At 67.0% G+C, this 17,871-nt stretch carries 17 protein-coding genes and 1 riboswitch; of the genes, 11 read left to right on the top strand and 6 right to left on the bottom strand.

The genetic code is table 11. The features are described from left to right. The first annotated feature begins 54 nt into the window (after positions 1–54). Together AC4EEV_RS10990 and AC4EEV_RS10985 are read left to right on the top strand one after the other, a co-directional pair. Complete coding sequence (locus AC4EEV_RS10990) at positions 55–2,001, top strand: hypothetical protein (protein ID WP_491328945.1); 1,947 nt, start codon at positions 55–57, stop codon at positions 1,999–2,001. Further along, positions 1,998–3,005: an aminoglycoside phosphotransferase family protein gene (locus AC4EEV_RS10985; protein ID WP_018762862.1), complete on the top strand. Its 1,008-nt coding sequence runs from the start codon at positions 1,998–2,000 to the stop codon at positions 3,003–3,005. Before AC4EEV_RS10990 ends, AC4EEV_RS10985 begins: the two co-directional genes overlap by 4 nt. A gap of 78 nt (positions 3,006–3,083) precedes the next feature. On the opposite strand, the gene AC4EEV_RS10980 is transcribed toward AC4EEV_RS10985, so the two are convergent. From AC4EEV_RS10980 to AC4EEV_RS10970, 3 genes are all read right to left on the bottom strand, one after another. Next, positions 3,084–4,571 (bottom strand): lipopolysaccharide biosynthesis protein, encoded by a 1,488-nt coding sequence (locus AC4EEV_RS10980; RefSeq protein WP_018762863.1) that lies wholly within the window; start codon positions 4,569–4,571, stop codon positions 3,084–3,086. Further along, positions 4,568–5,758, bottom strand: a complete 1,191-nt coding sequence (locus tag AC4EEV_RS10975) for a glycosyltransferase (RefSeq protein ID WP_491328944.1) — start codon at positions 5,756–5,758, stop codon at positions 4,568–4,570. The genes AC4EEV_RS10980 and AC4EEV_RS10975 overlap by 4 nt, the downstream gene beginning before the upstream one ends. 131 nt (positions 5,759–5,889) lie before the next feature. After that, positions 5,890–6,909 (bottom strand): glycoside hydrolase family 16 protein, encoded by a 1,020-nt coding sequence (locus tag AC4EEV_RS10970; protein WP_285318970.1) that lies wholly within the window; start codon positions 6,907–6,909, stop codon positions 5,890–5,892. Between the two features lie 85 nt (positions 6,910–6,994). Next, a riboswitch (cyclic di-AMP (ydaO/yuaA leader) is annotated at positions 6,995–7,164 on the bottom strand. 370 nt (positions 7,165–7,534) lie between these two features. Between AC4EEV_RS10970 and rpsF the strand changes: the two genes are divergently transcribed. From rpsF to AC4EEV_RS10935, 7 genes are all read left to right on the top strand, one after another. Further along, positions 7,535–7,840 (top strand): 30S ribosomal protein S6, encoded by a 306-nt coding sequence (gene rpsF / locus AC4EEV_RS10965; RefSeq protein ID WP_013602900.1) that lies wholly within the window; start codon positions 7,535–7,537, stop codon positions 7,838–7,840. A gap of 71 nt (positions 7,841–7,911) precedes the next feature. Then, on the top strand, positions 7,912–8,487 hold the full coding sequence (locus AC4EEV_RS10960; RefSeq protein WP_018762866.1) for a single-stranded DNA-binding protein: 576 nt from the start codon (positions 7,912–7,914) through the stop codon (positions 8,485–8,487). Positions 8,488–8,613: 126 nt separating this feature from the next. Further along, positions 8,614–8,853: a 30S ribosomal protein S18 gene (rpsR, locus tag AC4EEV_RS10955; RefSeq protein ID WP_003800144.1), complete on the top strand. Its 240-nt coding sequence runs from the start codon at positions 8,614–8,616 to the stop codon at positions 8,851–8,853. Between the two features lie 17 nt (positions 8,854–8,870). Beyond that, complete coding sequence (gene rplI / locus AC4EEV_RS10950) at positions 8,871–9,323, top strand: 50S ribosomal protein L9 (protein WP_018762867.1); 453 nt, start codon at positions 8,871–8,873, stop codon at positions 9,321–9,323. A 172-nt stretch (positions 9,324–9,495) separates the two neighbouring features. Continuing rightward, complete coding sequence (locus AC4EEV_RS10945; RefSeq protein WP_491328943.1) at positions 9,496–10,500, top strand: YdcF family protein; 1,005 nt, start codon at positions 9,496–9,498, stop codon at positions 10,498–10,500. A gap of 41 nt (positions 10,501–10,541) precedes the next feature. Next, entirely contained in the window at positions 10,542–11,390 is an 849-nt protein-coding gene (locus AC4EEV_RS10940) for a PhzF family phenazine biosynthesis protein (protein WP_491328942.1), read from the top strand. A 94-nt stretch (positions 11,391–11,484) separates the two neighbouring features. Further along, complete coding sequence (locus tag AC4EEV_RS10935) at positions 11,485–12,111, top strand: FMN reductase (RefSeq protein ID WP_491330873.1); 627 nt, start codon at positions 11,485–11,487, stop codon at positions 12,109–12,111. Here AC4EEV_RS10935 and AC4EEV_RS10930 read toward each other — a convergent pair. Then, positions 12,108–12,683, bottom strand: coding sequence for a hypothetical protein (locus AC4EEV_RS10930; protein ID WP_491328941.1), 576 nt, complete (start codon positions 12,681–12,683; stop codon positions 12,108–12,110). The genes AC4EEV_RS10935 and AC4EEV_RS10930 overlap by 4 nt on opposite strands. A 721-nt stretch (positions 12,684–13,404) precedes the next feature. On the opposite strand from AC4EEV_RS10930, the gene dnaB reads away from it, so the two are divergent. After that, positions 13,405–14,787, top strand: coding sequence for a replicative DNA helicase (dnaB, locus tag AC4EEV_RS10925; RefSeq protein WP_109044819.1), 1,383 nt, complete (start codon positions 13,405–13,407; stop codon positions 14,785–14,787). Here the strand turns inward: dnaB and AC4EEV_RS10920 are convergent. Both AC4EEV_RS10920 and AC4EEV_RS10915 read right to left on the bottom strand, forming a co-directional pair. After that, the gene (locus tag AC4EEV_RS10920; protein WP_491328940.1) at positions 14,784–15,785 is read right to left on the bottom strand and encodes an acyl-CoA thioesterase; all 1,002 of its coding nucleotides are present in this window, start codon (positions 15,783–15,785) and stop codon (positions 14,784–14,786) included. The two genes, dnaB and AC4EEV_RS10920, sit on opposite strands and share 4 nt — an antisense overlap. 157 nt (positions 15,786–15,942) lie before the next feature. Then, positions 15,943–16,377 carry a DoxX family protein gene (locus AC4EEV_RS10915; protein WP_109044864.1) on the bottom strand — a complete coding sequence of 145 codons (435 nt, stop codon included), beginning with the start codon at positions 16,375–16,377 and terminating at the stop codon, positions 15,943–15,945. 179 nt (positions 16,378–16,556) lie between these two features. On the opposite strand from AC4EEV_RS10915, the gene AC4EEV_RS10910 reads away from it, so the two are divergent. Further along, the gene (locus AC4EEV_RS10910) at positions 16,557–17,837 is read left to right on the top strand and encodes an MATE family efflux transporter (protein WP_491328939.1); all 1,281 of its coding nucleotides are present in this window, start codon (positions 16,557–16,559) and stop codon (positions 17,835–17,837) included. Positions 17,838–17,871 lie beyond the last annotated feature (34 nt).

Raw genomic sequence — 17,871 nt, 5'->3', positions numbered from 1 at the left:
CCTTTGCCCCGTACCCCCGGAGTTGGCTCCGGCAACCGATTGGAGGGTGGCGCCGTGGACGTCCTGAACAACCTGCCGGCCGGTGGTGCCGCGACGGAAATCCTGCGTGTCCATCCCCGGCTGGCCGCGGTCTTCGATGCCCTCGATGCGTGCAGCTGGCCGTGGTTGCTGCTCCGCGGCGGAGATGACCTCGCCCTGCCGGCCGGCGACGTGGACATCCTTGTGGACAAAGGCGTCTTGCCCGTTCTGGATGGACTGCTGGCTGCCGCGGGGTTCTGCCGGGTCCGGGCGCCGGGCCACGGCAGCCACAGGTTCTACTTCCACTATGCGGTGGATGACGGGGCCTGGATCAAGCTCGATGTCGTCTCCGACCTCGCGTTCGGGCCCTACCAGCAGTGGCGCACCCCGTGGGCGGCCCGCTGCCTGCGCCGAAGGGTGCGCCGCGGAACGCACTGGATGCCGGACCCTGCCGACCAGGCATGGCTGCTCCTGCTCCACCTGTTCATGGACAAGGGCAGCATTTCCCCGGAGCGGCACCCGTTGGCGCGTGCCGCAGCAAGGACAGCGGCCGACGGCGGGCGCATCGCGGAGTCGGTCAGGCGCCGGGTGGGTGCCGGGCTGGTGGCCGAGATGGTGGAATCGGTCCTGGACGGACGGTTCGACGACGTTCCCGGGACGGCGGCCCGCATGCGTGCCGCTTGGCGCGGCGGCTTGAGCCCGCGCCTGATTGCGGGAGCCAACAGGGTGCTGAGGCATGCCGGGGCCCAAGTCCGCGGGCACACTCCGCTGCTGGGCGTCATGGCACCGGACGGAGCCGGGAAGACCACGTTGCTCAACGGCCTGCACGCCGACGTTCCGCTGCCTACCAAGTACGTTTACATGGGCCTGTGGGGAGCCGGCCCCTGGGACAAGGTCCTAGGCCGGATCCCCGGCGGACGGACCGGGAAGAAGATCTACCGGCTGGTGCGCGGCGGAGTACTGGCCAGGTTCTACCGCCGCATGGGCAAGGTAGTGCTGATGGACCGCGTAGCGTACGACGCGCTGCTGGGCGGCTCCGGCGGCGGACCCCTGGCCGGGATGAGCAACGCACTCGCGCTGGCGGTAATCCCGGCCCCGGACGTCCTCCTCGTGCTGGATGTACCCGGCCCCGTGATGTTTGAGCGAAAAGGCGAACACAGCCCGGAGCTGCTGGAATCCTGGCGGCAGGACTACCTGAAGCTGGCCGGGCGCCTCCCCGGCGGCCGGGTGGTCGATGCGGCGCAGCCGGCGGCGGCCGTCCAGCGGGTGGCCACCGGCATTGTCTGGGAGACGTTGTCCCGCCCTGCCGGCACCCGACCGGCCACCCGACGTCGCAATCCCGGTAACGGCAGGAGTCCTGCTGCGCAGGAAAGTGTGGCCCCGGTGGCCCCGGCGGCTCCTGGCGCCGGCGCGGCAGAGGCCCTGGCCCTGCACCTCTGGCGCCTCCTGGACTGGCGATTCCTGATTCCGGTCCTGCAGCCCCGCAACCTTGGTTTCGCCGGACAGGTGAGCCAGGAAACGGAGGCGGCGCTGCGGCTCTTGTACCCGGAGGCCGTCCGCCTGGCCGGCCCGGCCGGCGCGTCATGCGACGTGGTGCTGCTGGCATCTCCGGGCCGCGGACACGTGGAAGCCGCCGGCCTGGCGCTGGAACCCGGGGGATGGATTTGCGTGGAAGCCAGCCGTTCGTTGCTCCAGCGCTCCGGCCCCCGGACGCTCCGGGGATGGAAGCGGACACTGGAGCGCCGCGGATACCAGGACGTCACCCTCTACTGGAATGCCCCCAACCGTGACCGCACCGCCAGGCTGGTTCCGGTCCGGTCGGGCGTGGCCATCCGTGACACCTTGGCGCTGCGGAAGGATGTGCGGTTTGGAGCGCTCAAAGCTGCCGCGGCCCACCTGGCCCTGGCACTTCACGTCTTCGACCTCATGGTTCCGGAGGGCACCGTCACGGGCAGGCGTCCGGAAGGGGGAGGCCGGCCATGAGCTTCGTCGACCAGTTCCTCCGGGAGCACTTCGAGGAATTCGCCCTTGACCGCTACGGCCTTGGCAGCGGGTGGGAAACGCTGCTGCTGACCCCGCGCTTCACCACCTCCCGGCACGTGGTGGCCCTGGTTTTTCCGGCCCGTGGAAGCGAACCCGCCCTGGTGGTGAAGATCCCGCGCCAGCCCGGAGACAGCAGCGGAGTCAGGCGTGAGGCCGCCATGCTGGACCAGCTCTCAGCCGCCGTCGACAGCCCGGGTGTTCCACGCCTGGTGGGAATCCGCGACGAGGGACCGTACACGGTCCTGGTCGAGACGGCATTGACGGGTATTCCCCTGGATCCGCGGAAGGTGGCCGCGGACCTCCCGGCTGCCGTCGCGGCCGGGACGGGCTTTGTGGGGTCCCTGCCCTGCACCCATGCTGCAACGGACAACCCTGACTGGTACCAGCGCGCCGTCACCGCCCCGCTGGCGGCCCTGGAGCGGCTGGCCGGACCGGACGCCCAAACCGGCCAGCTGGTTGAGCGTACCCACGAACTCCTCGAACCCCTGCGTGCCGCCCGGCTCCCGGCCGTCATTGAGCACGGCGACCTGAGCCACCCCAACCTGCTGGTCAAGCCCGGCAGTGGCCTGCAGGTCATGGACTGGGAACGCTCCCTGACCGACGGCGTCCCCGGCCACGACCTGGTGTTCTACCTCCAGTACCTCAGTGAGTCCAGCGAGCAGGCGTTCGCCCGGGACGCCCAGGTCGCAGCCTTCGACAAGGCATTTGGCCCCGGGGGTTGGGCGCTGGACCCGCTTTCGCGCCACCTTGGCACGCGGGGAGTGGAGGCCTCGCTGCTGCCGCTGCTGGTGATCACCACCTGGGCGCGGTCCACGGCAACGCTCGCCGACCGCCTGGCACAGGAAACGGAAGCCGATCCGTCGCAGGGCAGGGACAAGGTTCGTGCCGCACTCCAGGCGGACCGGGACTACTGGCTGTGGCGCCACGCCGTCACAGCCGCCTAGGAAACGGCGCCGCCCGGGACACGCCGGCCTTTCGGCGGCGCCCGGGAAACGACAGCGGCCCTTGGGAAACCGCCGGGCTCAGGACGCGTGGTCGCGTGCCGGACCTGAGGGTTCGTGGCGGCGCTTGAAGAGCCCCAGGATCTCGTCGTGCAGGTCCCGGTAGCCGAACCGCAGGACAGCGTAGACCAGGCCCACGCCGGCAACAACCATGACGGCGAGCGTCAGCACCGGTCCCAGCGCATGCCGTGACAGGTTGAACAGGCCCACCAGGGCCACGGCCGCCCCGCACGCCAGGCCGGGTGCCGCGGCGCGGAGCATGCGGCGCATCCTTGTCCCCATGACCCTGGCGGCTACGGCCTGCATACCAAAAGCGAAGACCACCGCCACCACCATCTGGGCACACGCGACACCAACGATGCCCCAGCGCGTGGCGAAGACCAGCGCAGGGAGCAGGACCACCAGGCGGACCACGGAGATCCAGATGGAAAGCCCCGGCCTGCCCAGGGCTTTATAGACGTCATTCGCTCCGGCGCCCAGCGATCGAGCCGCCGCGTACAGGGCAAGGAACACCAGCGGCGTCACTGATTCCTCCCACTGCTGCCCGAACAGGACCGGCACCAGGACCGGAGCCACCACGGCAAGTCCCACCCCTGCCGTGATGCCGTACAGGGCCTGCACCGTGACGCTTTTCAGGTACCCGTCACGCAGTCGCTGCCGGTCACCGCGGACTTGCGTATACAGCGGAAACAGGACGGTGGACAGCACGAAGAACACGTTGAGGATCAGGGCCTCCGGGAGCCGGAAGGCGAGCGTGTACAGGCCCAGCGCATGGGCCCCCAGGACGATCCCGATCACCAGGTAGTCGACGTCGAAGATCGCCCTGGCCAGCATCGTGCTCCCAGCAACAGGAGCACCAAAGCGGATGTTCTCGCCCAGGGCACTCCTGCTGACGCGCCAGAGTTGCCACGGCGCCTCGTGGCGGACCAGGAACCAGCAGGTGGCAGCGTAGGCCACCGAGCCTGCGGCCGTTCCGACGGCGAGCGACCACGCGCCGTGGCCGGTGAAGGCCAGGTACAGGGTCACCGTCCCCATGGTCGCGGCACGCAGCACCGGAGCGGCGGTGAGTTGCCGGAACTTCAGGTCCCGGCGCATGATCGCTTCCGGAACGGCGCCGCAGGCCGTGGCCAGGACGGAGACGCCGAGAACCTGCACCAGGGGAGCCACGCCGTCGAGCCCGATGAGGTCTTCCACAGCATCGGCCGCGAGCACGGCGGCCAGGGCCAGTACGGTTCCCAGCGCCACCGAGAGCAGGAGCGCTGAACGGGCAATCACCTTCGTTTTGGGCAGATACACCAGTGCCTGGCCCACCCCGGCATCGGCGATGGTCTCGGCGTATGCCATGAGGACCAGCGCCAGGGCTACGAGGCCATACTCTTCAGGAGAGAGGAGCCGGGCCAGCACCACGGTGGTGACCAGCACAATGATCCGCCCGGAGGCAAAGGCCAGCCCCTGCCACAAGGCTCCCCGGACTCCCCTGCGTTCCAGCTCGCCGGGCGCGTAGGTCACAGTTGCCTTGACGTGCCGGATAAGTCCCCGGCAGGGGATGACGCGGCCACGGCCGCCCGCACTTCGGCCAAGTACTCCGCGGCCACCGTGTCCCAGGACCGGACGGCGCGGGCGGCCTGGTCCAGTAGGCCGCCGGGGGTTACGTGCGGCGGCCGGGGTGCCCTGAGATGTTCTACGACCTTGCGGACCATCGCGTCCTGGCCGGCCTCGACGGTGAGCAGCGGGTGCGGCGGAAGTTCACGTGCCGCCACCGGGGAGGCCACTACAGGCAGCCCGGCGGCAAGGGCCTCAAGCACGGAGTTTCGGATGCCTACGCCGTGTTCGTCGGGGAAGACGGCGACGTCGGCCCCGTTGAAGACATCCGGGAGTGAGGGCACGTTGGCCAGGATTTCGATGTGTGGACCGGCCAGCGCCTGGACTGCCGCTGTGGGTTGCCGCCCGGCGATGACGAACCGTGCCTCCGGGACCTCCCGCCACACGAGGGGAGCGATACGGGTGGCCAGGACCGTGGCGCTGTCCACGTTGGGGGCGTAGTTGAGGCTGCCCGCGAAGCAAACCACCGGCGCCTTCCGGTCCGGACGCGGCCCCGCGGCCACGCTGGTTCCGTTGGGGATGCTTTTCACGGACCGGCCGAGCTTCGCGGACCAGGCTTCAGCGTCCTGTGCCCCGACGGTCAGCAGCCGCGCCCTGGCGGGCAGCGACCGTTCCGCCCGTTCGGCGAGGTGCTCGCGCAGCCGGTAGGCCGGCCGGAGGGAGCGGGCAATATCCGTGTCCATGGCGGCCCGGATGGACCAAGGGTCCACCGTTTGCAGCACCACGGGACCGGCCACATGATGCGAAAGGAAGAGGGCGTGCGGGCCATGGATGAGGGTGGCCTCACTGCTGCCGGACAGGGTGGCTGCCGCTGCCCGCGCTGACGGGGTGGAGCGCCGGTGCTTTCCCAGGCCGGCGAGGCCGCCGAAGGAGCGGACAAATGCGGCGGGGTCGTCCCGCGGGGCTAGTTCGTGGACGGTTTCGCAGCGGGCCCGGAGCTCCGCCGGAACCGGGACAGGGCCGGAAAACGTCAGCAGCGTGACGGCAACATCCGCGGGAAGGTGAAGGATCACTTCGTACGGGATCATGGAGCTTCCATCACCGAGTTGCGGGTCCCGGTTTGGCACGCTTTCCGTCACGTACAGGAGCTTCATTGCAAGAGTGTACTGGATCACACTCGGGTGGCAGGGTTGCTCTGGGCAACTTTGTGGGGAACCGCAGGAAGCCAAAAAGGGCGACGGCGGGAAGTCCCGCCGTCGCCCTTTCCAAGGGGGCGCGTGGCCGGCTACTGCCAGGCGCGGACGTAGTCCACCAGGAGTTGGGACTGCGGGCCGTACACCGGGTTCGTCGATGAAGCGCCGACGTTCAGCACGATGTACTGCGGGGCGTTTCCGTCGTCCGTGGGGTAGGACTTGACCTTCACGCCGTCGAAGTAGACGTCCGACGAGTTGGCCATCCGGTGCAAGCCGAAGGTGTGGTATTCGTTGGCCCAGTTGCCGCCGACGCCACCCTGGTTGTGTGACCCGGAGCCGGAGTGGTAATTCACGGTCATCTTGCCCTGGAGGACCTCCGCGATGTCGTTCTCGCCGGTGGCCGGCCAGGACTGCCCGGTGGTCCAGAACGCGGGCCAGTTATAGAGACCGTTGGCGTTGCCGGGGAACTTGATGCGGGCCTCGACATACCCGGTGGTGAACTGGTACCCGGTGCCCGCTCCACCCTTCGGGTTCGTGGAGACCAAGGACCCGGAAGACGAGGAGGCAAGGCTGAGGGCCAGGTTGCCGTTGGCCACGGAGACGTTGGCTGGGCTGGTGGCCACCTTGTTCATGGTTCCGCAGTTGGGGGAGAACCAGCAGTTGGACCATTTACCGCTGTCCAGGCCTGAACCGTTGAAATCGTCAGCGAAGGTCATGGTCCAGTTTCCGGGGACCCCTGCGGGCATGGGCGTCCCGCTGTTTGCCAGCGGTGCCGAGGCTGGTGCCACGGCGATGGGGGACTGCGGTGCAGGAGCCGCAACGGCCGGTGCCGGGGCGGGTGCCGCGGGAGCCGGCGCCTGGGACGGAGCCTGCTCTGGTGCGGGCGCGGGTGCGGCTGCCGGTGCCGGGGCGGGCGCCGGAGCGGACTGGACTGCGGCCGACGGGGTGGGCTGGACCTGTACCTCGCTGCCGGCCCCGGCGGCGCTGGCCACCCGGGATACGTCGGCAGCTTCATTGCCGTTGGCGACGCCGAGGCCAAGGGAGGCTGCGCCGAGGACGGCTGCTGCCAGGCCGGCGGCCAAGGGCAGGCGGCGGGAATCTCTGGATGTCAAGAACTGACGGAGCCCGGCCGATGGGGTCTCATTCTGATGACGGCGGGCGCGTTTGGCGCTCAATTTGCGGGATGCGGGCATGGGGAATTTACCTCTCAACGCCGGCGGGGTTAGCTGTCGGGTTCGAATGCTGCCATTCGGCCGCGGATCGCGGCTTCACCCCGAGGGCAGGCGGGAGCCATGCCCGTGACACTTGGGTCCCCCGCCTCTGCCTTGGAACCTGAGGGATCGCGGAAGCGGCAGAGTTGGGCGTCTTCCGGGATTGGGGCCGGCTGGGGCGGCCCACCCGAAGACCGTACACGAAAATCCCTGCGGAATCACAATTGGGTAACGGAAGTGGCGCGGTGGGCGTGGCGTCCCGCGGTGCACCCGCATAGACGTCTAATGCCGAACGGCACGCTCCTGCGTTTTCCACATACGTGTCCGGTCAGGCTGCTCCTGCCACATCACGCGGATAGCCTTGAGTCAAGCGCGAATCGCCTATCAGGTCCAGATGCACTAGGATATTGAAGTCTGTGCTGCGTCCTGCCTCCGTACTGGTGGCAAGGCACTGCGCGGAATCGCAAATGAACCTCCTGTTACGGAAATGCCGTAACCGCTTAGCCCAAAGGAGGTGGGTTCACATATGCGTCCTTACGAATTGATGGTAATCATCGACCCCGAGGTCGAAGAGCGTACCGTTGAGCCGTCGCTTCAGAAGTTCCTGAACGTCATCACCAACGATGGTGGAACCATCGAAAAGGTTGACATCTGGGGCCGTCGCCGTCTGGCTTACGAGATCAAGAAGAAGTCCGAAGGTATCTACGCCGTGGTGAATTTCACCGCCAAGCCGGAAACCGCCAAGGAACTTGACCGCCAGCTGTCTCTTAACGAGACCATCATGCGCACCAAGATCACCCGCCCCGAAGAGCAGAAGGTTGTTGCTGAGTAATCAGCACCAAAATTCATTCTTTACCCCGCAGGAACGCACTCTTCACCCAGGATCGAACAAGGAGGCAGTAGATGGCAGGCGAGACCACCATTACGGTCATCGGTAACCTCACCAATGACCCGGAATTGCGGTTCACACCGTCCGGTTCCGCAGTAGCGAACTTCACCATCGCTTCCACCCCCCGCACCTTTGATCGCCAGTCCAACGAGTGGAAGGACGGGGAGACCCTGTTCCTCCGCGCCGCGGTCTGGCGTGAAGCTGCCGAGAACGTCGCCGAATCCCTGACCAAGGGCATGCGCGTGATCGTCACCGGCCGCTTGAAGAGCCGTTCCTACGAAACAAAAGAAGGCGAAAAGCGCACCGTCATCGAGCTTGAGGTCGACGAAATCGGCCCCAGCCTGCGCTACGCCAACGCCAAGGTCAACCGCACCCAGCGCTCCGGCGGACAGGGTGGGGGCGGCTTCGGCGGCGGCAACGGCGGCGGTGGCTTCGGAGGCGGCAACCCTGGTGGAAACCAGGGCGGCAACTCCGGTGGAGGCTGGGGCGGCGGCAACCAGCAGGCTGCACAGGACGATCCCTGGGCCACGCCCGGCGTGTCCAATGCAGGCGGCTGGGGCAACGGCCCCGATTCCGAACCTCCCTTCTAAAACCCAAACAACGGCCCGATGCCGGGACTGCCCGGGAGCCGCAAGGCACCCAAGGTTTTGCCGCCGTCGGACCACCACCATCCCGTGGATCAATATCCACGGGCTCCCTAGAATAGGAGCTCCACGATGGCTAAGGCTGAACTCCGTAAGCCCAAACCAAAGTCCAACCCCTTGAAGGCCGCTGACATCACTGTCATCGACTACAAGGACGTAGCATTGCTGCGCAAGTTCATCTCCGACCGCGGAAAGATCCGCGCCCGTCGCGTCACTGGCGTCACGGTGCAGGAACAGCGCAAGATCGCCCAGGCAATCAAGAACGCCCGCGAAGTTGCTCTGCTGCCTTACTCCGGCGCTGGCCGCGGCTAAGGAAGGGATTAACTAACATGGCAAAGCTCATTCTGACCCACGAAGTAACCGGTCTCGGTGCTGCTGGCGATGTTGTCGAGGTCAAGGACGGTTACGCACGTAACTTCCTGCTGCCCCGCGGCTTCGCCCTGACCTGGACCAAGGGTGGCGAGAAGCAGGTTGAGTCCATCAAGGCTGCCCGCGCCGCCCGTGCGCACGCTTCTGTTGAAGCTGCACAGGCGCAGGCCCAGGCTCTGTCCTCCAAGAAGGTCAAGCTCGAGGTGAAGGCCGGCGAGTCCGGTCGTCTCTTCGGCACCGTCAAGCCTGCTGATGTCGCTGCCGCAGTCGAGGCCGCCGGCCTCGGTGCCATCGACAAGCGCAACGTTGAACTGCCGAACCACATCAAGTCTGTCGGTTCGTACACGGCCAACGTCCGCCTGCACGAGGATGTTTCCGCTGTCATCGACCTTGAGGTCGTTGCCGGAAAGTAGTTTCCCCACCGCAGTTCAGTGGCCCCCGCCCGGGATTCCGGTGCGGGGGCCATTTGCGTGCAAGGTCACTGCCGGGGTTTCCAGCGGCCGGCCGCGTGCGCCATAGGCTTGGGTGCGGGCCGCTGTTCCTGGCCTGCACCACTCCACCGTTTCCACGGAAGGTCACCCAGCATTGCCGTTCCTCTTCGTCAGCTGCATCCTCCTGCTGGCCGCAGCCGTCAGCTTTGCGACCGACCGGAGGCGCCTGCGGAACGGAGTCTTCCTCGTCTCAGGGGCGGTCATCGGCTGGCTTGGGCTCCTCCTGGTCTCCGGCAACAACTCCAACAACTCGGTCCCTGTCCTCATTACCGTGGCCTTGGGCCTCCTGCTCATCCTCTCAGTGCCCATCCTGGCCGTGTTCCTTGTCCTCAACGGCCTCATCATGCTGCGCCGCGAAGGCCGCAGCCTGGCAAACCTGCTGTCCCTGCTGGCAGGGCTGGCCGTGGTGGCCGTTCCCCTTGTCCTGGCCGCCCTGCAGACGGCCGTACCCGCGCTAAGGGCGCTCACGTCGGCGGCTGCCCTGCTGACCGGCTACGTGGGCTTCGTGTTCGTCAGCTATCTGGTCTATTCGCTGATTTACTCGCACCTGCCGCCGCGCCGCCATCCCGAATACGTGGTGGTGTTGGGTTCCGGCCTGGCCGGCAGCTCGGTTCCGCCCCTGCTGGCGGCCCGGCTTGACGCGGCGGCGCGCCTGTACCGGGGCAAGCATGGCGGGTCCATCAGGGCTCTGATTCCCAGTGGCGGGCAGGGAGCCGATGAACTCCTCGCCGAAGGGACAGCGATGGCCCGCTACCTGCAGGAGCAGGGTGTTCCTGCCAACAGGATCATCGTGGAGGACCGGGCAGCAACCACCATGGAGAACCTGCACTTTTCGCGCGCGCTGATGGAGCGGCCGGACGCGCCCGTCACGGTGGTCACCAGCAGCTACCACGTGTTTCGCGCGGCCATGTTCACCCGGCGCGCGGGCCTGCGCGCCCACGTCACCGGGGCCAGGACGGCGGGCTACTTTATCCCCAGCGCCTTCCTTCGGGAATTTGTCGCCATCCTCGCAACCTACCGGTGGATCAACCTGGGCTTTTGTGCTGTGCTCACCGCCGTTCCGTTGGCCGCCATGGCCCTGCCGCTGCTCCCTTCCTAGGACCGGCAGTCCGCCCGGCGGGCCGGTGGTAACCTGCTCCGGTGAACCCGACACCCAGCAGCCGTCCTTTCCACCAGGTGGATGTTTTCGCCGGCAACGCCTACCGCGGCAACCCGCTCGCCGTCGTCCTCGATGCCCACGGTCTTGACGCGGCAACAATGCAGCACTTCGCGAACTGGACCAACCTCTCCGAAACCACCTTCCTCTTGCCCGCGGAGGATCCCCGCGCCGACTACAAGGTCCGGATCTTCACCGGGAGCGAGGAGTTCCCGTTCGCGGGGCACCCCACGCTGGGATCCGCACATACCTGGCTGCAGGCCGGCGGAGTTCCGAAGTCCAGCGGCTTCGTGGTCCAGGAATGTGGTGCCGGTCTGGTCAGGATCAAGCGCGACGCCGGCCGATTGGCTTTCGCCGCACCGCCCTTGACCCGCTTTGAGGCCGTGGACGAGCCCCTTCGGCGCCAGTTGGCTGTCGCCCTGGGAATCCCGGCCGGTGACATCGTGGACGCATCCTGGCTGGTGAATGGGCCGGAGTGGATCGGTGTCCTGCTGGGGTCTGCGGATCAAGTGATGGCGCTCGTGCCTGATCCGGTGGCCATGGGGAACCTGAAGGTCGGAGTCATCGGGCCGCATCTGTCCGGCGGGGACGCCGACTTTGAGGTGCGGACGTTTATCCCGGGTGATGCGATGGTGGAGGATCCGGTGACGGGCAGCTTCAACGCTGGGGCCGCCCAGTGGCTTATTGGTAGCTGCAGGGCACCCCGGCGCTATGTCGCCGCGCAGGGTACCGTCCTGGGCCGGGCAGGGCGTGTACATGTCACCGCCGAGGACGACGATGTGTGGGTGGGCGGAGAGTCCACTACCTGCATCCAGGGCACCGTCCTGCTTTGATGCGGGTCACGGGAATACATGAGGAGGTACCGCGGTTCAGGGATATAGATGCAAATGCATGTATGATCGAATGAACGAGCACCAGGAGAATGCCATGGAAACCCGCCGTATCACAGTCCTCTCCGCCGGACTTGGCGTCCCGTCGTCCAGCCGGCTGCTGGCCGACCAGCTGGCGGCCGCTGCCGAGCGGCGGCTCACCGCCGGCGGCCACGAGGTGCTGGTCGACGTCGTCGAACTCCGGGACCTCGCCGTCGACATCGCCAACAACTTCGTCACGGGATACGCCGCACCGCGCTTGGCGGAAGTCATCGCCGGGGTGGAGGCGTCGGATGGGATCATCGCCGTGACGCCGGTCTTCAGCGCCTCCTACAGCGGCCTCTTCAAATCGTTCTTCGACGTCCTGGACCCCAAGTCCCTGGACGGCAAGGCTGTCCTGCTGGGCGCCACCGGAGGTACCGACCGGCACCAGATGGTGCTGGATTACGCCTTGCGCCCGTTGTTCAGCTACCTGCGCACCCGCACGGCCGCCACGGGAGTCTTTGCCGGGCCCCAGGACTGGGGAACCGCGGAAGAGGGTGGCTCGTCGCTGGCCGACCGCATTGAGCGCGCTGCCACCGAATTTACCCTGCTGTTGGAGGGTCCCCAGCCGGGCCGGAAGCCCGCACCCCTGGAGTCCCTGCCTTTCGAGCAACTCCTGGCCGGAATCGCCGGACCGCGCTAGTCGTCCAGCAGCGCGATGAATTCCCGGGCCTGGACCGGGGAGATGTCCGAGTGGCGCGTCAAGGCGGTAACGGCAGCCTCGGTGTCCCCGCTGCGGGCCAAGGAGCGGATCCGGCCGTAGATTTCGTCGTTGAGCATATTGCTGCTCACTTCACGGGTCACGTCGCCCTTGCTGGCGATGGCGCGGTAGCGGTAGGGGAAGCGTTGTGGCTCGTCATCCTCCTGCACAGCCTCTACCGGCTCCTGCTGGCGGTAGGGCTGGGGGTGTGCCGCCAGGGCGCCGACGGCGTCGCGCGAGGCCCGGAGTCCCTCGCCCGTGACCTCCCGGTACAGCCTGATGGCGGCCAACGGCTGCCCCTGCGCGATCATGGCGTACAAGCGACGGTGTTCGCTTTCTGACAACTTGCCGGCAGCGGCGCGGGCCAGTTCCGTCGCCTGGTCCTGTGCCGGGCCGGCCGGCCGGGACGGGGCTCCTCCATCTGACGCCCTGCGCCCGCGGACTGCGCGGTAGGTCACGATGACCCCCGCAACGACGGCGAGCAGGATAAGGACCGGGACCACTAGGGATTCCATTTTTTACGAGCCGTTCTGTGTACTTCCTGGCGGTCGCCAAGGCGGTTGCGTTGCCGGCTGTCCGTCCAGCCAAAGCCATACCTAGAGCTTAATCCAGAACCCGGTTATCCACAGCAATATTCACCGTGCTGCATACTGCAGCGTTCCCCTGCCGGTCAAGCTCCGCCAAGGGAATATGAGCAGCGCCACGCAGGCGGATGCCGGCATGCCGCGACCGGCCCCAGGCCGGTTCCGGCCTGCGGGTGCGGGCGCCGAACCTGTGGATGAAATTCCTGGAAAGAAATATTTACTCCACATGCTGGTGAAGATGTTTCCGCAGTTCAGAGGGCTTTTAGGAGGTAAAAAAATTCTGTATCCACAGACTTCCCCACAGGCTGTGCACAAGCTATGCCCCGTAGTGCACAGGTTATCCACAGCAGTTCCGGCGTACTGGCTTTGCCGCTGGACCGGGGGCGGCTACCGTAGCGGGGTACCTGTTTTTCACGGCCAGGCCACGGCCTGTACGCCGCGATCCAGAGCCTCTCCCATGGCCCTTTCCGGGCGCTCTGTGGAAAAGCTGTGGATAGTGGGGATAACTTCCGGCCGGAGGCGGCATCCGGCCCGCGGGTGCCTCATTGTCAGAGCTTCCGGGTAGTACTGGACGCGTGGCGGTTCTGTTTAGGATCCGCAAACAGGATGGATCACCGGGCGCCTGGCCCGGCACAAATGGAGGACGGCAGCTTTGACAATCGCGCATCTGGACCCGGTGGAAGCGACCCGCGGATCGGACGCGAGCCGGAAACCTCCCCAGGACATCCCCGCGGAACAGTCGGTCCTGGGCGGCATGATGTTGTCCAAGGACGCCATTGCTGATGTCGTGGAGATCCTCCGGGGCCAGGATTTCTACCGCCCGGCCCACGAGACCATTTATGAGGCCATCATCGACCTCTACGGACGCGGGGAACCGGCGGACGCCGTCACGGTGTCGGACGAACTGACCAAACGCGCCGAAATCAACAGGATTGGCGGCCCTGCCTATCTGCACGAGCTCATCCAGACCGTACCCACGGCGGCCAACGCCGGGTACTACGCCGAGATCGTTGCCGAACGGGCCGTACTGCGCCGGCTGGTCAACGCCGGCACCAAGATCGTCCAGTTGGGTTACGGCTCGGATGGCGAAGTGGAAGACCTGGTGAACCAGGCGCAGGCCGAAGTCTACGCCGTGGCGGAACGCCGCACCGCGGAAGACTACGTTGTCCTCAAGGACGTCATGGAATCCACGGTGGATGAAATCGAGGCGTCCGGCCACCGCGGCGAGGGCATGACCGGTGTGCCCACCGGCTTCTACGAACTCGATGAGCTGACCCACGGCCTCCACCCGGGGCAGATGATCGTCATCGCGGCCCGCCCAGCCGTGGGTAAATCAACCTTCGCCCTGGACTTCGCGCGGTCCGCGGCCATCAAGAACAACCTGTCCACCGTCATGTTCTCCCTGGAAATGGGCCGGAACGAGATCGCCATGCGCCTGCTGTCCGCCGAGGCCACCATTGGCCTGCAGGACCTCCGCAAGGGAACCATCAAGGACGAGCAGTGGTCCAAGATCGCCACCACCATGGGCAGGATGAATGATGCCCCGCTGTTCATCGACGACAGCCCCAACATGTCCCTGATGGAAATCAGGGCCAAGTGCCGGCGCCTGAAGCAGCAGCACGACCTCAAGCTGGTCATCCTCGACTACCTGCAGCTGATGAGCTCAGGCAAGAAGGTGGAATCGCGCCAGCAGGAAGTGTCCGAGTTTTCCCGTGCGCTCAAACTCCTCGCCAAGGAACTCCAGGTGCCCGTGATCGCACTGTCCCAGCTGAACCGTGGCTCGGAACAGCGCCAGGACAAGCGGCCCATGGTCTCTGACCTCCGCGAGTCAGGCTCCATCGAACAGGACGCCGACATGGTGATCCTGCTGCACCGCGAGGATGTCTACGACAAGGAATCACCCCGTGCGGGCGAGGCGGACATCCTGGTGGCCAAGCACCGTAACGGCCCCACCAAGGACATCGTGGTGGCGTTCCAGGGCCATTACTCCCGCTTCGCCAACATGGCGGGCGACTCCGGGGGCGGCGGCTTCTAGGCTCCGTTCGCGGCGGTGGCTGCGGGAGCCGTGCCGGCCAGCAGGTGGTTGGGCAGCCGGTTTCCGGGCGCCGTTCCCCGGATCTCCAGGAGTTCGCGGGCGTGGGCGTGCAGCCGCTTGTCTTCGTCGCTGACCGGCACCCAGGGTGGTACGGGGACGGAGTTGCCGTCATCGTCGCGCGCCACCATCACGGTGAGGCAGTAGGTGGTGAGGTTGAGTTCGCGGCCCTTCGGGTCGCCTGAACGGACGTGGACGGCAATATGCATGCCCTTGTTGCCGGTGTACACCAGCCGGGCCTCCACCTCCACCACGTGGCCGATCAGCAAAGGCCGGTAGAAGCGCACGCCGCCGGAGAAGACGGCCACGGTGTCCCGGCCGCAGTAGCGTGAGGCACACAGGTAGGCGGCCTCGTCGATCCACTTCATCACGATGCCGCCGTGGACCTTGCCGCCCCAGTTCACGTCGGTGGGGGCGGCCATGAACCGAAGCGTGACGCGTTCGGCGGTGCCGGCGTCCGTATATTCCTGGTGGTTCATGGCTTCCACGATCTGTTCGCGGACCTTGATCCTTGCCAGCGCATGGTCGCGCTGCTCAACCTCGGCGGGGGTGGCGGGCTCAAACTGGGGCACCGGGATGGGTTTGCCGTCCGCCCCTACGGCTACGAAGATCACCATGCACTGGCTGCGCATGGTGGCCGGGCCGCCTTTCGGATCCCCGGATGAGACCACGGTGCGGATATGCATCGAGGAGCGGCCGGTGTAGACGATGGTGGCTTCAACCTCCACCATGTCGCCGCTGTTGACCGGGTCGGCGAAGTGGATGTTTCCCACGTATGCGGTCACGCAGTAGGACTTGGCCCAGCCCACGGCCGCCGCGTACGCGGCCTTGTCCACCCATTCGAGCACCGTGCCGGCGTCCACGGAGCCGCTGTGCCCCACATCGGTGGGGGCGGCGAGGAAGCGGAGGGTCACGGAGTTGGGGTGGCCGGTCTCAGTCATGCTGCGATCATACTGAGGGCCCAGGTTACCGGCCGGTTCACGCCGCAGCGGCCTGGGCCGGCGTGCAGCCGCCCGGCGGAGCGCCGCTTAACGTCCGACGGCGGCCGGTCACCATGGCGTGGCCGGCCGCCGTGAGGCGTTTCGGGACGGAAGCGGACTAGGCCAGGACGGCCAGCCGTGAGGTGCGCCGGCCGAACAGCGCCCTGTCAATGGAGAGCCGGCCGGGGCCGGCCAGTGCCAGCGCGAAGGCTGCCGCGGCCAGGAGCAGTACCAGTTCGTAGCCTCCGTTCGCCGCGAAGACACCTGCGGGAGCGTGGACCAGGAAGAGTGCACCGAGCATATCGAGGACCAGGAGGGCGGCCACCACGCGGGTGAGGACACCGAGGATCAGGGCTGCGCCGCCTGCCAGTTCAAGGACGGCGACGGCCGGGGCCATGACGTCCGCAGCGGGGACGCCCATCTTGGCGAAGGAGGCCTGGGTGCCGGCGATGGTCCATTCATTGAACTTCTGCCAGCCGTGGGCCGCGAAGAGGAAACCCAGGATGACACGCAGGACGGTAAGGGCAACTGTGGTCAGTCGTGACTGGTTCATGGATTCCACCCTTCCCCACATATGCTTGAAGAGTCAACAAAATCCGGACGATTGTGGTCTTTGTCATGCTCTCTTCCGGGGTCATTGCGCCCGGTTAAGCTGGCACGGTGCCAATAGATCCCTCATCCGCCGCCACGGCCCCTCCCCGGAGCCATTCCCGGGAGATACTCCGCCTCGCCGTGCCAGCCTTTGGAGCGCTGGTTGCCGAGCCGCTCTTCCTGCTGGCGGATTCGGCCATCGTAGGGCACCTCGGCGTTCCCCAGCTCGCAGGCGTGGGCCTGGCCTCGGCGGTGCTGCAGACCGTCGTCGGACTCATGGTGTTCCTTGCCTACTCAACCACCCCCGCCGTGGCCCGCGCCCTTGGCCAGGGCCAGGTGGGGAAGGCCTTGGCGGCCGGGCGCGACGGCGCCTGGCTGGCGCTGCTGCTGGGCCTGCTGCTGGCCGTGGCTGGATTCATCGCCGCGGAACCGCTCATCGGCCTGCTCGGCGCCGACGGCAGCGTGCGCAGCTTTGCCATCGACTACTTCCGCTGGTCCATGCCCGGACTCGTGGCCATGCTGCTGGTCTTCGCCGGGACCGGTGTGCTGCGCGGGTTGCAGGACACCAGGACGCCGCTGGTGGTGGCCACCGCGGGGTTCGGCGTGAATATCGTCCTGAATGTGTGGCTGGTGTACGGGCTGGGGTTGTCCGTGGTGGGTTCGGCGATGGGCACCAGCCTGGCGCAATGGGCCATGGCCGCCGTCTACCTGGTGATGGTGCGCAGGTACGCGGTCCGCCAGGGCGTCCCCCTGGTGCCCAGCTGGCGGGGCATCCGGAGCATGGCGCGCGTCGGGTCCTGGCTGATGCTGCGCACCCTCAGCCTGCGTGCGGCGATCCTGGCCACCGTGGTGGTGGTGACGGCGCAGGGTGAGGTCAACCTTGCCGCGCACCAGTTGGCCATGACCATCTTTTCCTTCCTGGCGTTCGCGCTGGATGCCTTGGCCATTGCCGCCCAAGCGCTGATCGGCAAGGAACTGGGCGCCTCCAATGCGGCCAAGGCCCGGGAGTTGACCAGGACCATGGTCCGTTGGGGAGCGGGGTTCGGGGTGGTGACGGGCGTGCTGCTCGCGGCGGTGGCCCCCTGGGTGGGGAGCTTGTTCACCCCTGATGCCCGCGTGCAGTCGGTGCTCGCCGTTGCCCTGTGGGTGCTGGCCGCGGGCCAGCCCATCGCCGGATATGTCTTCGTCCTGGACGGGGTGCTGATCGGTGCCGGCGACGCCCGCTACCTGGCGCTGGCCGGCGTGGTGAACCTTGCTGCCTACCTGCCGCTGCTGGCGGCGGTGGCGCTCTCCGGTGGCCCGGGCGCTGCCGGGCTGGGGTGGCTGTGGGCTGCTTTCGCCCTGGGTTATATGGCGGCGCGCGCCGTCACCCTCGGACTGCGCGCCCGTTCAGACCGCTGGATGGTGCTTGGTCCAGCCTGAACATCGGCTGCGGGGTCCGGTTCTACCTTCCAGC

The organism is Pseudarthrobacter sp. MOO14 (assembly GCF_058267675.1).
Note: the sequence above shows the minus strand (reverse complement) of the source record. Positions and strands in the feature narration are given on the sequence as shown.

Coding starts and splice junctions, on each gene's coding strand:
- rpsF (WP_013602900.1), top strand. CDS start 7,535: ATGCGTCCTTACGAATTGATGGTAATCATCGACCCCGAGGTCGAAGAG.
- AC4EEV_RS10935 (WP_491330873.1), top strand. CDS start 11,485: ATGGAAACCCGCCGTATCACAGTCCTCTCCGCCGGACTTGGCGTCCCG.
- rpsR (WP_003800144.1), top strand. CDS start 8,614: ATGGCTAAGGCTGAACTCCGTAAGCCCAAACCAAAGTCCAACCCCTTG.
- AC4EEV_RS10920 (WP_491328940.1), bottom strand. CDS start 15,785: ATGACTGAGACCGGCCACCCCAACTCCGTGACCCTCCGCTTCCTCGCC.
- AC4EEV_RS10915 (WP_109044864.1), bottom strand. CDS start 16,377: ATGAACCAGTCACGACTGACCACAGTTGCCCTTACCGTCCTGCGTGTC.
- rplI (WP_018762867.1), top strand. CDS start 8,871: ATGGCAAAGCTCATTCTGACCCACGAAGTAACCGGTCTCGGTGCTGCT.
- AC4EEV_RS10975 (WP_491328944.1), bottom strand. CDS start 5,758: ATGAAGCTCCTGTACGTGACGGAAAGCGTGCCAAACCGGGACCCGCAA.
- AC4EEV_RS10930 (WP_491328941.1), bottom strand. CDS start 12,683: ATGGAATCCCTAGTGGTCCCGGTCCTTATCCTGCTCGCCGTCGTTGCG.
- AC4EEV_RS10985 (WP_018762862.1), top strand. CDS start 1,998: ATGAGCTTCGTCGACCAGTTCCTCCGGGAGCACTTCGAGGAATTCGCC.
- AC4EEV_RS10960 (WP_018762866.1), top strand. CDS start 7,912: ATGGCAGGCGAGACCACCATTACGGTCATCGGTAACCTCACCAATGAC.